The organism is Pseudarthrobacter cellobiosi (genome assembly GCF_023913815.1).
In the GTDB taxonomy this organism is placed as follows: Bacteria; Actinomycetota; Actinomycetes; order Actinomycetales; family Micrococcaceae; genus Arthrobacter; species Arthrobacter cellobiosi.
On record NZ_JAMXBK010000011.1, the window covers coordinates 19,122 to 32,150 of the forward strand.

General features: G+C 63.1%; 16 protein-coding genes and 1 pseudogene. 13 read left to right on the plus strand and 4 right to left on the minus strand.

The features are described 5' to 3' along the window. The first annotated feature begins 7 nt into the window (after window positions 1–7). The 3 genes from NG701_RS00305 to NG701_RS00315 are packed head-to-tail and all read left to right on the plus strand — an operon-like array spanning window position 8 to window position 1,805. Window positions 8–481 (plus strand): universal stress protein, encoded by a 474-nt coding sequence (locus NG701_RS00305; protein ID WP_252563171.1) that lies wholly within the window; start codon window positions 8–10, stop codon window positions 479–481. Continuing rightward, entirely contained in the window at window positions 468–1,322 is an 855-nt protein-coding gene (locus tag NG701_RS00310) for a universal stress protein (protein WP_252563173.1), read from the plus strand. The genes NG701_RS00305 and NG701_RS00310 overlap by 14 nt, the downstream gene beginning before the upstream one ends. Before the next feature lie 24 nt (window positions 1,323–1,346). Next, on the plus strand, window positions 1,347–1,805 hold the full coding sequence (locus NG701_RS00315; RefSeq protein WP_252563176.1) for a pyridoxamine 5'-phosphate oxidase family protein: 459 nt from the start codon (window positions 1,347–1,349) through the stop codon (window positions 1,803–1,805). Window positions 1,806–1,828: 23 nt separating this feature from the next. Here the strand turns inward: NG701_RS00315 and NG701_RS00320 are convergent. Next, window positions 1,829–3,745, minus strand: a pseudogene (locus NG701_RS00320) (heavy metal translocating P-type ATPase). A gap of 178 nt (window positions 3,746–3,923) precedes the next feature. On the opposite strand from NG701_RS00320, the gene NG701_RS00325 reads away from it, so the two are divergent. From NG701_RS00325 to NG701_RS00345, 5 genes are read left to right on the plus strand one after another with little or no spacing between them, the layout of a single operon-like run. Next, the gene (locus NG701_RS00325) at window positions 3,924–4,115 is read left to right on the plus strand and encodes a YegP family protein (RefSeq protein WP_252563178.1); all 192 of its coding nucleotides are present in this window, start codon (window positions 3,924–3,926) and stop codon (window positions 4,113–4,115) included. A gap of 1 nt (window position 4,116) precedes the next feature. Beyond that, complete coding sequence (locus NG701_RS00330; RefSeq protein ID WP_252563181.1) at window positions 4,117–4,572, plus strand: ATP-binding cassette domain-containing protein; 456 nt, start codon at window positions 4,117–4,119, stop codon at window positions 4,570–4,572. Next, window positions 4,506–4,790 (plus strand): ATP-binding cassette domain-containing protein, encoded by a 285-nt coding sequence (locus NG701_RS00335; protein ID WP_252563184.1) that lies wholly within the window; start codon window positions 4,506–4,508, stop codon window positions 4,788–4,790. The genes NG701_RS00330 and NG701_RS00335 overlap by 67 nt, the downstream gene beginning before the upstream one ends. Next, window positions 4,733–4,987, plus strand: a complete 255-nt coding sequence (locus tag NG701_RS00340; RefSeq protein WP_252563214.1) for an ATP-binding protein DrrA1-3 family domain-containing protein — start codon at window positions 4,733–4,735, stop codon at window positions 4,985–4,987. Before NG701_RS00335 ends, NG701_RS00340 begins: the two co-directional genes overlap by 58 nt. Window positions 4,988–5,006: 19 nt before the next feature. Then, window positions 5,007–6,161, plus strand: coding sequence for an ABC transporter permease (locus NG701_RS00345; RefSeq protein ID WP_252563187.1), 1,155 nt, complete (start codon window positions 5,007–5,009; stop codon window positions 6,159–6,161). Between the two features lie 315 nt (window positions 6,162–6,476). Here the strand turns inward: NG701_RS00345 and NG701_RS00350 are convergent, their stop codons facing one another. After that, complete coding sequence (locus tag NG701_RS00350) at window positions 6,477–6,695, minus strand: DUF2382 domain-containing protein (RefSeq protein ID WP_252563190.1); 219 nt, start codon at window positions 6,693–6,695, stop codon at window positions 6,477–6,479. A 594-nt stretch (window positions 6,696–7,289) separates the two neighbouring features. On the opposite strand from NG701_RS00350, the gene NG701_RS00355 reads away from it, so the two are divergent. Together NG701_RS00355 and NG701_RS00360 are read left to right on the plus strand one after the other, a co-directional pair. Continuing rightward, a complete protein-coding gene (locus tag NG701_RS00355; protein WP_252563192.1) occupies window positions 7,290–7,901 on the plus strand; it encodes a hypothetical protein in 612 nt (203 codons plus the stop codon). A gap of 50 nt (window positions 7,902–7,951) precedes the next feature. Beyond that, window positions 7,952–8,320, plus strand: coding sequence for a hypothetical protein (locus NG701_RS00360; RefSeq protein ID WP_252563195.1), 369 nt, complete (start codon window positions 7,952–7,954; stop codon window positions 8,318–8,320). 579 nt (window positions 8,321–8,899) lie between these two features. On the opposite strand, the gene NG701_RS00365 is transcribed toward NG701_RS00360, so the two are convergent. Then, complete coding sequence (locus NG701_RS00365) at window positions 8,900–9,352, minus strand: DoxX family protein (RefSeq protein ID WP_252563198.1); 453 nt, start codon at window positions 9,350–9,352, stop codon at window positions 8,900–8,902. A 162-nt stretch (window positions 9,353–9,514) separates the two neighbouring features. Then, window positions 9,515–10,012: a MarR family winged helix-turn-helix transcriptional regulator gene (locus NG701_RS00370; protein ID WP_252563201.1), complete on the minus strand. Its 498-nt coding sequence runs from the start codon at window positions 10,010–10,012 to the stop codon at window positions 9,515–9,517. 102 nt (window positions 10,013–10,114) lie between these two features. Here NG701_RS00370 and NG701_RS00375 point away from each other — a divergent pair, with 102 nt between their 5' ends. The 3 genes from NG701_RS00375 (at window position 10,115) to NG701_RS00385 (ending at window position 12,494) form a co-directional block, all read left to right on the plus strand. Further along, the gene (locus NG701_RS00375; RefSeq protein ID WP_252563204.1) at window positions 10,115–10,690 is read left to right on the plus strand and encodes an NADPH-dependent F420 reductase; all 576 of its coding nucleotides are present in this window, start codon (window positions 10,115–10,117) and stop codon (window positions 10,688–10,690) included. 113 nt (window positions 10,691–10,803) lie between these two features. Next, a complete protein-coding gene (locus NG701_RS00380) occupies window positions 10,804–11,328 on the plus strand; it encodes a VOC family protein (protein WP_252563207.1) in 525 nt (174 codons plus the stop codon). Beyond that, entirely contained in the window at window positions 11,325–12,494 is a 1,170-nt protein-coding gene (locus tag NG701_RS00385) for a luciferase domain-containing protein (RefSeq protein WP_252563209.1), read from the plus strand. Before NG701_RS00380 ends, NG701_RS00385 begins: the two co-directional genes overlap by 4 nt. Window positions 12,495–13,029 lie beyond the last annotated feature (535 nt).

Here is a 13,029-nt window from a genome sequence, read left to right on the forward strand (position 1 = left end):
ATCGGTCATGGAGGAGTCAGCGTCAGATAGTGCCATGTTCGTGGTGGGGGTGGACGGATCGGAGGCCTCGGTGGAAGCACTCCGGCAGGCCCAGCGGCTTGCCGTCCCGGTGGGGGCCAAGGTACTGGCCACCGCCTACTGGGATGATCCGCAGGTATACGCCGGGTATGTGGCAATGGGCATAGACCGCTTCGAGGAACGCGTCATGATCATCCTGAACGACGCCCTGGAACAGGCCTTCGGGCAGGAGATTCCGCCGAACGTCATTCCACGCGTCGTCCGGGGGCACCCCAGGGACTCCCTCATAGACGCCAGCCGCCACGCGGACATGATCGTTGTTGGCAGGCGCGGCCATGGAGGATTCGGAGGCCTGCTTCTGGGGTCCGTCAGCTCAGCCTGTGTGGCCCATGCGCACTGCCCCGTCCTAGTTGTTCATAGCCCCGACAAAGATCAAAGGAAGTCCAGCCGTGAGAACGTCTAAACCGATCGCCGTCGCAACCAACGACTCTCCGCAAAGCCAGGCAGCCGTGCAGTGGGCTGCACGCCGGGCTGCCCGCGCTGGCCTGCCGCTGATCATTCTGCACGTTGTTGACGACCGCTGGGTGGCCGAGCCCATCCCGTGGACCGGAGTGCTGGTGGAGAAGGGCGAAGAACTTTTGGAGACCGCTGCCGGGCGGGTGAGGGGCACCGTTCCGGTTGAGGTCACCACCAAAGTCCTGGAAGGAGGCATTTCCGGCTCGCTGGGCAAGTACTCCACCCAGGCGTCCATGCTTGTGGTGGGCTCCGGCGGCACCCATTTGGGTGGTTCGCTGACCGACCGTGCTCTTCAGGTCGCCGCTGCGGCGAAGTGCCCGGTTGCGGTCATCGGAATTCAGGAGCCAGAAGGCGGACGGGGCGTCGTCGTGGGCGTTGACGGGTCCGAAGAATCCACCCAGGCCGTTGCCTACGCTGCCGCGGAGGCAGACCGGGAGGGCCAGGAGCTGACGGTCGTTCATGCCTTCAGCGGACCCGACCGGTGGATCGACAGAGGAGCTCTCACGGAGACCCTCGCCCAGCGAATTGAGGACGAGGAGCAGATGGTTCTGTCCGAAACAGTCTCCGGGCTCCGCGAGGACTACCCGGACCTCGTGGTGCACAAGATCCTGGAAAGCGAAAAGGAACCGGCCGCGGCGCTGGTCGAGGCCGCCGCTGGAGCCCAGATGCTCGTGGTGGGAAGCCGGGGCCGGGGCGGCTTCAAACGGCTGCTGCTGGGTTCCACGGCCCACGCGGTTCTGACACATCTGCCCTGCCCAACGGTAATAACCCCAATCCACCGCAGCTAACACCAAATATAGTAGCCTGCGAGCATGCAAAGCAACACTTCGGGACCTCAGACGGAAATCCTCAACGTTCATGACTGCTGGAAATACCTCCGATCAGCTTCGGTCTGCCGGGTTGCTGTCACCACTGACGGTGAGCCCGAAATTTTCCCAGTGAACTACATCCCTGATTACGGGACCGTAGTGTTCCGCACCGGCCCGGGAACCAAGCTGGACGCGGTGCTCGGCGGCAGTCCCATCGCGTTGGAAGCGGACGGCCTCAATACCTACGGGACTATCGCCTGGAGCGTCGTCATCAAGGGCACCGCTGCAGTTGTGGACTCGCAGGAGGATTTCCAGGAGGCCGCCGATGCAGGGCTCTCACCGTGGGAGGCCGGAAGCAAGGATCATCTGGTGCGGGTAACGCCCTCCGAGGTCAGCGGCCGGAGCTTCGTGATCAATCCCTCGTCGCGCTGGTGGCCGCCGCTGGACGCCGGGCAGCTCTGACGTCCGGGCAGGCACAGAGCAGCTCACGACGTCGGTGCTGACCTCACGCCGGCGACGCTGACTGGCCTGCCTCCTACCGCCGTCGTGTTTTCCCTTCCTCCACTTCGGAGGGCCCGAAGCGCGTTGAGGATCGTGGCCAGGTCGACCAACTCCTGGAGGAGTGCGCCCGCAACAGCGGGAATGTAGCCAAAGGCTGCCGCAACCATCAGTCCGATGCTGAGGAGGATCCCCGTCCAGATGCTCGCCAGCGCTATCCGGATGGTGCGCTGGCCAATTTCGACGGCAAGCGCTGCTTTGGATAGATCGTCAAGCATGATGACGACGTCGGCCGACTCACTCGCCGCGGTTGTTCCCCTGGCGCCCATGGCGACACCGACGTCGGCGGCGGCCAGCACCGGAGCGTCGTTGACGCCATCGCCCACCATCATGACAGGGCGTTTCCGCAGTCCTGCCACGATGGAAACTTTGTCACCGGGCAAGCAGCCTGCCTGGACCTGGGTGATCCCGGCCTGGGCAGCAATCTGTTCTGCCGTGGGCCGGGCGTCGCCAGTCAGCAGAAGCGTTTCCTGGATGCCCAGCCGGCGCAAGCCAGCCAGGGTGTCCACCGCATTATCCCGCAGCGGGTCGCTCATGATCAGCGCTCCCCCGAAGCGTCCGTCCACACCCACATAGACCGCCAGTTGTCCGCCGGCCACGTCGGCCTCCTCAAAACCAGAAGTGACAGACCGGACAAAGTCAGGTTTGCCCACCACCACCCGATGGTCGCCGCACGTTGCAGTGACTCCCTGCGTCGCGTGTTCGTTCGCGTCGCTTCCCGGCAGGAGCTCGAGGCCGCGTTGCCGGGCGGCCTCAATCACCGAAGAGGCAAGCACGTGGGAGGAGTACTGCTCTGCCGAAGCGGCAAGCTACAGCAGCCGGTCCTTGCTGACCAGCCCGGCTTCCGCATTCGGCATCCTGATGCCATGCAGTGTTGGCCGGCCGTGGGTGAGCGTTCCAGTTTTGTCGAACACGGCCGTCTGCACCCGGGCAAGCTGTTCGAGGGTGCCGCCGTTCTTAATGATGATCCCCGAACGGGCGGCCCGGCTGGTGCCGGCAAGGAACGCCACCGGAGCGGCAATGAGCAGCGGACAAGGGGTAGCGACCACAAGAACCTGGGCAAAGCGAGCCGGGTCCTGGCTGAAATACCAGCCCACGCCGGCCAGGGCGAAGGCCAGAAGCGTGAACGGAATGGCGTATCTGTCGGCCAGCCGGACCACTGGCGGCCGGCTCGATGCAGCTTCCTGGACCAGGGCCACAATCTGGCTGTACTGTGAGTCCTTCGCCGTGGATGTCGCTGTCATGGTCACAGCGTTATCGCCGTCAACGGATCCGCTGAGCAGCGTCTCGCCCGTCATGTGTTCCACCGGCAGGCTCTCCCCCGTCAACATGGATTCATCGAAGCTGCCGGTGGCGGTAAGGAGCAAACCGTCTACAGGCACCACCTCCGACGGTTTGATCAGGAGGAAGTCTCCGGGGCGGACTGCTGCGGCGGGGATATCCTCGGGCGGACCGCCGTTCCGCTCCCGGTGGGCCGTCTGGGGGGTGCGTTCGAGCAGGGACCTCAGCTCGCGCGTCGCCCTTCCTTGGGCGATGTCTTCCAAGGCTTCACCCCCGGCAAGCATGAGCACAATGATCAGGGCCGCCACGTATTCGCCCACGGCCACAGTGGCGCCGATGGCCGTCACGGCAAGGAGGTCAATCCCCCACCGGCCACCCAGCAACGCCCTGACCATGGAGCCGGAGCGGATGACGGCAACCAGAACCGCGTAAACACTTGCTGTCCATCGGGCCGCCGGGTACTCCCCGGCTGCCAGCAACACGGTGACGACTCCCCCGACCGCTAGTGTGGCGGCAACCAGCGGGAAACGCACAATCGCGGCCCTGAGGGCTATTGGACTCATGGACACGACCTTAGGGCCGGCTGGCGCCCACAGCTAGGGGCCTTCGGACCCATTGGGTCCAGCTTTAAGAGACGTTCCGGGACCTTTGTCCCTGACGGTGTAAGTCCCGTTCTGGAAGCATTGGCACAACTACCGCCGCCCATCACCCGAACGACGAAGTTTTACAAGGAGCAAGCGCATGGCAGGATCATTCGAATTATTCACGGATGAGGAACTAAAGGTGCGGTTCACGCTTGTGGCACCGGACGGGACGGTGCTCGCCATTTCCGGGCCGTACCCGGATAAACGCCACGCCGCTGCCGCCATCAAAGATGTCCGTGAATGCGCCGGAACCGGTCACATCAAAGATCTCTGTCCCGCAGGCACCTGACATGCGGGAAACGGCGACGGCGGACATCAAGACCCGCACCGAGGAAGTTCTGGCAGTCAACGGTCTGGTGAAACGCTATGGCGAACGAACGGTCGTTGATCAGGTTTCTTTTACCATCCAAGCGGGCGAGACCTTCGGCCTGCTCGGGCCCAACGGTGCAGGCAAGACCACAATCATCTCCATGGTGGCAGGGCTGATCGCTGCCGACGCCGGGTCGGTCACCGTGGTTGGCGAAGCCATGGCTCCGACGTTGACGGGCCCTAAGGGACATATCGGATTGGTTCCGCAGGAGCTCGCGATCTATCCGGACCTGTCCGCAAGGGAAAACCTGCGGTTCTTCGGCCGACTGCAGGGACTGCATCGCAAGGAACTGAATACCAGGACAACGAGGTGCTGGAACTCATCGGGCTGGCCGACCAGGCCGGTGAACAGACCAAGAAATTTTCCAGTGGGATGAAGCGCCGGCTGAACATCGGGATCGGCCTGCTCCACCGTCCTACCTCGCTGATTCTCGACGAGCCTACGGTGGGCGTTGATCCACAGTCCCGGAACTCCATCCTGGAGTCGGTGGAGGGCCTGGCCACGGAGGGCATGGCGGTGCTCTACACCACGCACTGGTGGACCGCATCAACCTTCGTGGCAGCGGCAACACCAGCGCGGCAGCGGCAGCCCTGAAGGCCCTGCCTGGCGTGCAGCATGTCGACGGCGGCGGGACAGGCCTCATTCTCACCGTCCAGGACGGACCGAGTGTCATGCCAGCCATTGTCACTGGAGCGGGCACAGCGGGAATGGCGGTGACGTCGGTGGAGATTGCCAGGCCGGACCTGGAATCCGTCTTCCTGCACCTCACCGGCAAGGCCTTGAGGGATTGAAGTGCGTGACATCTGGACGATGGTTGCGAATGACCTCAGGCAACGTATCCGCGATAAATCTGTCTTCATTTTCTCGCTTGTTGTGCCGCTGTCGCTCATGGGTGTCCTGAATCTGGCTTTCGGCGGCTTCGGCACGGATAGTGTCGAGCTGAAGCCGGCCACGGTGATTGCCAGTAATGAGGCCGGCGGACAGCTTGGTGGTGCCTTGATCAGTGCCCTTAACTCGCTGGAGATCATGGATGTCACGGTCAAGGTAGTTTCAGCCGCTGCTGTCCGTCAGGAAACGCAAGACAGCGGCGCCGATCTCGACCTGGTCATCCCCGCGGACTTCACTGCCGCCGTCACGTCGGGCCAGGCTGTGTCCGTGCAGGTGGTGGAGGGCGACCGGCTGGGCATCGAAACCGACGTCCTCATCTCAGTGGTGGACAGCCTCCTTGACCAGTTTGGCGCCGGAGCAGTCACGGCGGCGGCACGAGAGCGGGCCGGACTCTCCCACGACGTCCTCGCAGCCCTCGGCCAACGGACTGCCACCGGCACACCGGTGCTGACCTTGTCTGAGGGCACGGCATCTGCTGAACAGCTCTCGTTGCGAGGAAGCCTGGTTGCGGGGCAAACCGGGCTGTTCCTCCTTTTCACCGTGGGATTCGGGGTCCTGGGGCTGTTGGCGGAACGGGAGCAGGGCACGTTGGCCCGCCTCAAGTCGACTCCCGTGGCGCCAGGTTCAATCATCGCTGCCAAAGCCCTGGTGGGGTTCATTCTGGGCATCGCAGCGACAACAGTCCTGCTGACCGCCGGTGCCACACTGTTCGGAGTGTCCTTCGGCTCACCGCTGGTGGTGGGATCCCTCGTGGTGGGCGTAACGGCAGCGGCTACCAGCCTGACGTTCATCGTCGCCCGCCTGGTCCGCACCGCAGAACAGGCAAATGTTGCCCAGTCCATCATCGCGATGGTGCTCGGGATCGCCGGAGGCGCTTTCTTTCCGGTCGAAGCTTCCGGGGGCATTGCCACCCTCATGGACTTGAATCCGGTAGGCGCCTTTATCCGCGGCTTGGGCATCTCGGCGGGGGGCGGCGGGCTGGCCGATGTGGTGGTCCCGCTATCCGTCATGCTGGGATTCGCCGCCGTGTGCACGCTGGCCTCCCGGCTGGTACCGGACCGGGGCGCCCGGGCATGAGCACCATCCTGGCCGTTGCGGGCGTGGAGGTCCGGCGCTTCCTGCGGGACCGGTCCAACATCTTTTTTGTGTTCATCTTCCCGCTGCTGCTGATACTGCTGCTTGGCTCGCAGTTCGGTGCCGCCAGCGGACAGCCGCATGTGTCGCTGGCCGGAGGAGCAGGGACCGAGCTGGAGCAGCGATTGGTCAGCCAGCTGACTGGTTGTGTCAAGCGATTTTGGCCCCACGGGGACGGCTATTTCTGGCCCCATTTGGTGACCCGTCGGGGCGTTGGGATTATTGGACATCCTCCGGCTCGGACGCCTAGCCCGTTTGTTAGCAGCGGGCTACTTTGTCCGGTCGGACGCGTTCGACCGGGACGGCTTCCTTCTCCACCATTCGGACTTTTTTCGTGGAAGATGACTTCGCGTTCTCTTTCGCTAATCGACGGCCGTCAATGGCGGCCCTGATGTGGCCGTCTGTGAGGGGTTCGCGTTCCAGACCCACCTCTTCACGCTGGAACGGGACAGCGGTGACGACATCATCGGTAACCACGAATTTGAAAGTGTTACCGCTGCGGCCAGGATCATACCCCACTTGGAGGAATCCTGAATGAACAGAATCCGCAAATTAATTGATTAGGCGCGGAAGCTATTACCTGATCGGGCTGACTGAATCGTTTGACTTGCAATAATTGCACTTCTTCCCAATACTGAGGCCTCCGGCGATCAGCCGGTCGAACAAGTGAACTGGGGATATATCTTGAAGAAATCTGTAATCGGTACTGCCGTTTTATTGGCCGGTATCTTAGCGATAAGCGCTGTTCCGGCACATGCGATACCGTCCGATAGGGCCGACGAGCGGCAGTCAGCTTCTGATGTGCTTAGGGCCATCGCCCCTGAGGTCCTTGAGAATCGTTCGGTTGCCGTCCCAGGGCTAAGGTCCGGCTTGGAGTCTGCGGGCGTCTTGGCTGACAGCCAAGAAACGAGTGCTACACCGGTGATAGTGGGTGGGGCAGAGCGTTCATTGGCAGTCTCACTGCCGACCGCTGGGGGAGCAGTTCCGAAGGTTGTGGATGAGGAAGGGCAATCCGTTTTTGACCACGGAAACGGTTCACGGACCGTACCAGTAAGGAAATCTGACCAGTCGGTGCAGATCGTCACGATTCTGGATAAAGCGTCGGCTCCGGAAACGTACGAGTACGACTTGAGTTCCTCTGGCGCCTCTTCGATTGAGAACCTGGACGGGCAGCTGATTCTCCGGTCCGCCGACGGTACGATGCTCGGAGGGATCGCTCAAGCATGGGCGAAGGACGCCAAGGGAAAAAGTGTTCCTACGTCCTACAGTGTCCAAGGACTGACTGTCACCCAGGTGGTGAGCCATCGAGAAGCGCGAGTCAAGTACCCTGTAGTCGCGGACCCTTGGCTTGGCATCGATCTTTTCGAAGCAGCATGGTATGGATCTGAAAATGGCCAACTGAAGGTCAACCTTCGAAAGTCCGGGTGGGGACAAGCGATGCATACGCCAGGCAATGGGCAGGCAATCTTCTGGACGGCGGGCTGGGACGAAGCGCGCACCAAGGTTCCACGCATCACGGAGAAGACGACTCTTCACCAACAGTATGACTGCCATGTCGGAGGAGGCTTCGCAAACTTCGCAGGCGACTGGAACCTGGAAAAGTGGCGCGTCGACCGAACAGCAGTCTGGTCCTGGGGAGTGGCCATCCACCGCTGCAACTGGACAACAGCGCACCAGTACTGATCTCCTCGCATACACGCCACACCGATCCCTGAAAGACAGGACATGTGCAAATGACTAGAAGAAATCGCCTCCTCATCACGGTCGGAATTGCGACGGCGATACTCCTTTCGTCCTGTTCCGATGCATCGGACATCGACTTGGGTGGAGTGTTTGCAGAGGAAGAATGGGAACTCGCCACGAATCCACGAGACGTCACCACCGCCACGTGCGTGGGGGAACCACGATGCCAGCAGGCATACGAGACGGATCAGGCCAAATACCTCAAATTCGATTCGACAGAAGATGCGGAAAAGGCGCTAGTTTCATCCGACAATGCGCGGCGGTCGAGAGCCATCGTTGTCACCTTCAAGGACTCGACGCTGACCGAGGAACAAAAGCAGCAAATCTTTGAAGTCATCGACGGGACACACCAATCGTGATCCCGATGGGCTCCCAACCGTAAAATCTGCGTTACTCACACTCCCTTTGAGGGCCCTCGTCATCGACGGGGGCCCTCTTTGCGCCGGGTCAACGTCTAGTAGGGGCCAACGAGGGCTAAGTATTCGTGGTCATCGGCTCCGCAAGCATCGGCTGGTTCTACGACCCAGCCCTGACCGGCGCCGTGGTTGCCTCGATGGGCAGCCATACAGGACACCAGGTCCGCCCTAACTTAACCGCTCCAATCGATTCACTTCTGCCTAGCCCAAGGACCTCCGGTCTGATGGCAGGGGCGGGCATTACGCGGCGCAGTAATCTGGGCAAGCGCCCCCTTCGACGTTCTTGAATTCGACCCCAGCGACTAAGTCGCGAAAGACACAATGAACTTGGTTGTTGGCGGCCCGTATCGACCCCGCCAAGGGCCGTGGTCCTGCTTATGACTGTCCGGGAGTTGCCCGGTTGTGAGGTGTGTCAAGGATGTGAGACAGCCGGTTTAGTTTCTTTTTGGGTTAGGCAGCCGCAGGTAGCGGCTGGTTTTGCGGGTACCGGGCGCCGTGGTTTGTCCTGAGGCAGCCTGCCGCCTAGGCCAGGGCTGCGATGGTGCGGTTCTGGCTGCGGCCGAAGACCAGGGCGTCGATGGAGAACCGGCCTGCCCCGACGATGGCGAGGGCTGCCGCGCCGGCCGCGAGGACAAGCACGAGTTCGTATCCGGCTTTATCAGCGAAGATGCCGGCCGGCGCGTGGACCAGGAACAGGGCGCCGAGCATGTCCAGTGCCAGGAGGGCGGCCACTGGGCGGACCAGTACGCCAAGAATGATGGCGGCGCCCCCAAGGAGTTCCAGAAAGCCGATGGCGGGAGCAACCAGCTGAGCAGCCGGTACCCCCATCTGAACGAAAGCGGCCTGCGTGCCCGGGATGGTGTATTCAAAGATCTTCTGCCAGCCGTGGGCAAAGAAGACAACGCCCACGGCCAGGCGCAGGACTGTACGGGCGAGATTGGACTGCGTGGCAGCGGGATAGACCGGAGAAGTCATGGGATCGTTCCTTTTGTCTTGGCTTCCTGAAGGGGGCGGTTCAAGCCCGGCCTTCGGAAGTTTAGTTGATGTTTCAAGTACCACTCCAAGGGTCAATGGTTGTTGCGTCAACTAATTTGTCGACTGTGCGCAGTATTTTCCGAGCGGGACTGGCGAGGGGGCTCATGCAGTCACGTCATGACGGCGATAGAGGGGCGCCATAGCCGCATCAGGATCCAGCTTCCCCAAGAGGGCATCGGCGATCCCCCGGAGCTGGCCGAGCTGTTCGGGAGTGAGGGCGTCAATGACGTGACTGCGGACGTTTGCCACATGGCCCGGCGCGGTTTCCAGGATTTTGCGCCATCCATCATTGGTGATGTGGGCGTTGGTTGCACGCCGGTCCTCGGGGCAAGGAAAGCGCTCCATTAGGCCGCGCGCCTCGAGCCGCTTGACGACGTGGGACAGGCGGGGCAGCGTGGCGCTGGTCTGGGCCGCCAGGGCGGTCATGCGCAGGGTCCGATCAGGGGCTTCGGAGAGCATCGCGAGCACGTAGTACTCAAAACTGGTCAGGTCCGCGTCACGGCGCAGCTGGGAGTCCAACACATTGGGCAGCAGCTCGACAACCGTATACAGCCTCACCCAGGCAGCCAATTCGTCTCTTGTAAGCCAGTTCGTTTCCATGGCTCCATTCTCTCCGAAGTTGGTTGTTGCGACAACTAACTTTAGCCGCTACTATTTAGTTGAAGCCTCAACCAACCAGGGTTCGAAACGAAGGAGACCGTAATGACCACTGTAAGCATCCTCGGAACAGGCAACATGGGCACGGCCATAGCCGGCATCGTTGAAAAAGGCGGCAACACCGTCCAGGTCCTCGGCAGCGAGGACACTGCCCAGACGGTCACCGGTGAGATTGTCGTCCTGGCCGTTCCCTACCCCGCCGTGCAGGAGATCCTGGCCCAGCGTGCTGACCAGCTCGCCGGCAAGATCATCGTGGACATCACCAACCCGTTGAACTTTGAAACCTTCGACTCCCTGACCGTGCCGGCTGATTCCTCGGCCACTGCCGGGATCCAGGCCGCGCTTCCGAACTCCAGCGTGGTGAAGGCCTTCAACACCACCTTCGCAGCCACCCTGGCCGCGGGCGAGATCGCCGGGCAGCCCACCACCGTGCTGATCGCCGGGGACGACACTGACGCGAAGTCCCGGCTCGCCGAGGTCATCACGGCCGGCGGCCTGCGCGCCATTGATGCCGGCTCACTGCGGCGGGCACGTGAGCTGGAGGCAAAGGGCTTCCTTCAGATCGCTCTGGCCGCCAGCGAGAAGATCTCTTGGACTGGAGGATTCGCCGTCCAGGCATGACCCAACGGTCAGCCCAACCCCGCAGCATCGCATCACCGGGAGCCGCCCTGCCTTCATTCTGGCCGGCTCCCGAGGCACGCTCATGGCCCCAAACAGAGAAAGAATTACCTCCGATGCCAGTCTCCCCCGTCCGGCTGAACCACGCCGTACTATTCGTCACCGACCTTGACCGGGCCGAGCGCTTCTACACCCACGTCTTCAGCATGGAAGTGGTCGCCCGCGAACCGGCTGCGAACGCTGCATTCCTGCGGCTGCCCCGCTCCGGCAACCACCACGACCTCGGCCTCTTCGGCGTAGGCGCCGCCGCGGCGCCTAAGGTGCGTGGCGGCGTCGGGCTCTACCACCTCGCGTGGCAGCTGGACACCATCGAGGAGCTCGCCGAGGCCCGCAGGACCTTGACGGACGCTGGCGCATACACCGGTCAGTCCAGCCATGGCGCCACCAAGAGCGTCTACGGCGCAGATCCGGACGGCAACGAGTTCGAACTTATGTGGATGCTTCCCCGGCAGCATCGGGGCGAGTATGAGAACGCCGCTCCCGTCGAGCCGCTGGAGCTCGACGCCGAACTGGCCCGATGGTCCGGCGTGCCCACCGCCGGCCGCATCGCCACAGCCAGCGCTGAGGAGGACAACTCATGAATGACGATTTCGGCAAACCTACAGTCGTCTGGCACAGCCCTGACGCCCCCGACCGTCCCCTTGTGGTCCTATTGCACGGACGCGGCGCCGACGAGACCGGCATCATTGGCCTAGCCGGACACCTGCCAACCGGACCATCGTACGCAGCCGTCCGCGCACCGATCCCCGCCGGAGGCGGATACGCCTGGTTCGCCAACCGCGGAATCGGCCGTCCGGTCGCGGAGTCCCTCACTCAGACCATGGCTTGGTTCCGGGAGTGGCTCGACCAAGCGGCACCCGCGGGCCGCCAGGTCATACTCGTTGGCTTCAGCGGCGGCGCCGCGTTCGCCGGTGGTCTGCTTCTGGCCGATCCGCAGCGCTTCGCCGGCGCTGCAATCCTGTACGGAACGTTACCGTTCGACGCCGGCGTCCCAACCTCACCTGCGCGCCTGGCCGGAGTGCCGGTCTTTATAGCCCAGGGCGAAACGGACACAGTCATCCCCCGCGAACTGCTGGACCGCACCTGGACCTACCTGCTCGGCGATTCCGGCGCCCCCAGCTACGCACGCCGCGACCCCGGCGGCCACGGGCTCACCAACACCACCGTTGCCGAGCTCGGCGGCTGGATCGCAGAGCGGCTGCAGTTCCTCGCCCTCCGCAGAATTCTGCCCTCCGGGCCCGGCGGGTGGGATACCCTTCCCGGCGGGGAGCTTCCGGCCCGCCAAGGTTCCCGGCCCGACGTTTCCTGGTCGATTCCCCAGGAGCAACGCTCCGACAACAGCCCCCTCAATATCCGAGAGCAACTCCTCAGCAGCATCACGGCCTTGCCAGGGGTAACCGCCCGTCAGTCAGCCATCTCCGTACCCGGCGCATCTGGCTTCATGGTCGAACGGGGGCCGGGGGCGCCGCTTGATGCGTTCCTCGTGCCACAAGTTGGCGAGTTCGCACACCTTCACCCCGACTACGACGGTTCTCTGCATCTGGCACTGCCGCTGGCGCTGAGCCGCGACGCAATCGCCAAGGGATGGGCCGTCGCCCACCCCCTCGCGGGCATCCGCCTCGCCCGCGGGATGGTTATGATCTACGGGCCACGGAATGCGACCGAACTCGACATCGTCACCGGCATCGTCCAAGCCAGCTTCGCCTACGCCAGTACCTCGTTCCGGGCCAGCGACGGGAGCGCCTGACGTGCCGCGGAGCCAAGTCCGCAGGCCGCCATGGCTCCCGTGCCTTTAGCTTTGGCGTATGGCAGTTCGCACGGTCTGCGAAAGATGCAGCGCCCTCGTATCCGCGCCGCCTGGAAGTTGCATTTGAAGCGGGATGTAGCGCACCGGCCCTTGAGCTGGCTGCGGGCCAGTTCGTGTTCGCCGGCTCAGACCGGGCCTGTTTGAGCGTGGGCTCCCGTGAGAAAATAGCGTGTTGCACACCAACGTATTTGCGCGCGCTGGCACTGAGTATCGGAAAATGAAGAAAGAGCTGACGGACGCCGCGGACGCGGTCGAGGAAGCATCGAACTCCAGGGTTCTCGTGATCGCCGCCAGGGCAGGTTTTGCCGTCAGCGGCGGTTGGACGTTCTGACCGGGTCCGTCGCTATCCAGCTGGCCTCCGGCAAAGCCGGACAAGCAGACCAAGGCGGGGCCGTCGCCCAGCTCGCCGGCCAGCCCGCGGGGCTGCTGCTGCTGTGGACCGGATTCGCTGCCTGTGTGGCGCTGGCGCTCTGGC

What these genes read in the sequence shown, in the direction of transcription:
- NG701_RS00305 (WP_252563171.1), top strand. Translation starts at nt 8, where the DNA reads ATGGAGGAGTCAGCGTCAGATAGTGCCATGTTCGTGGTGGGGGTGGAC.
- NG701_RS00380 (WP_252563207.1), top strand. Translation starts at nt 10,804, where the DNA reads ATGCCAGTCTCCCCCGTCCGGCTGAACCACGCCGTACTATTCGTCACC.
- NG701_RS00365 (WP_252563198.1), bottom strand. Translation starts at nt 9,352, where the DNA reads ATGACTTCTCCGGTCTATCCCGCTGCCACGCAGTCCAATCTCGCCCGT.
- NG701_RS00315 (WP_252563176.1), top strand. Translation starts at nt 1,347, where the DNA reads ATGCAAAGCAACACTTCGGGACCTCAGACGGAAATCCTCAACGTTCAT.
- NG701_RS00370 (WP_252563201.1), bottom strand. Translation starts at nt 10,012, where the DNA reads ATGGAAACGAACTGGCTTACAAGAGACGAATTGGCTGCCTGGGTGAGG.
- NG701_RS00345 (WP_252563187.1), top strand. Translation starts at nt 5,007, where the DNA reads ATGGTTGCGAATGACCTCAGGCAACGTATCCGCGATAAATCTGTCTTC.
- NG701_RS00385 (WP_252563209.1), top strand. Translation starts at nt 11,325, where the DNA reads ATGAATGACGATTTCGGCAAACCTACAGTCGTCTGGCACAGCCCTGAC.
- NG701_RS00325 (WP_252563178.1), top strand. Translation starts at nt 3,924, where the DNA reads ATGGCAGGATCATTCGAATTATTCACGGATGAGGAACTAAAGGTGCGG.
- NG701_RS00375 (WP_252563204.1), top strand. Translation starts at nt 10,115, where the DNA reads ATGACCACTGTAAGCATCCTCGGAACAGGCAACATGGGCACGGCCATA.
- NG701_RS00330 (WP_252563181.1), top strand. Translation starts at nt 4,117, where the DNA reads ATGCGGGAAACGGCGACGGCGGACATCAAGACCCGCACCGAGGAAGTT.
- NG701_RS00360 (WP_252563195.1), top strand. Translation starts at nt 7,952, where the DNA reads ATGACTAGAAGAAATCGCCTCCTCATCACGGTCGGAATTGCGACGGCG.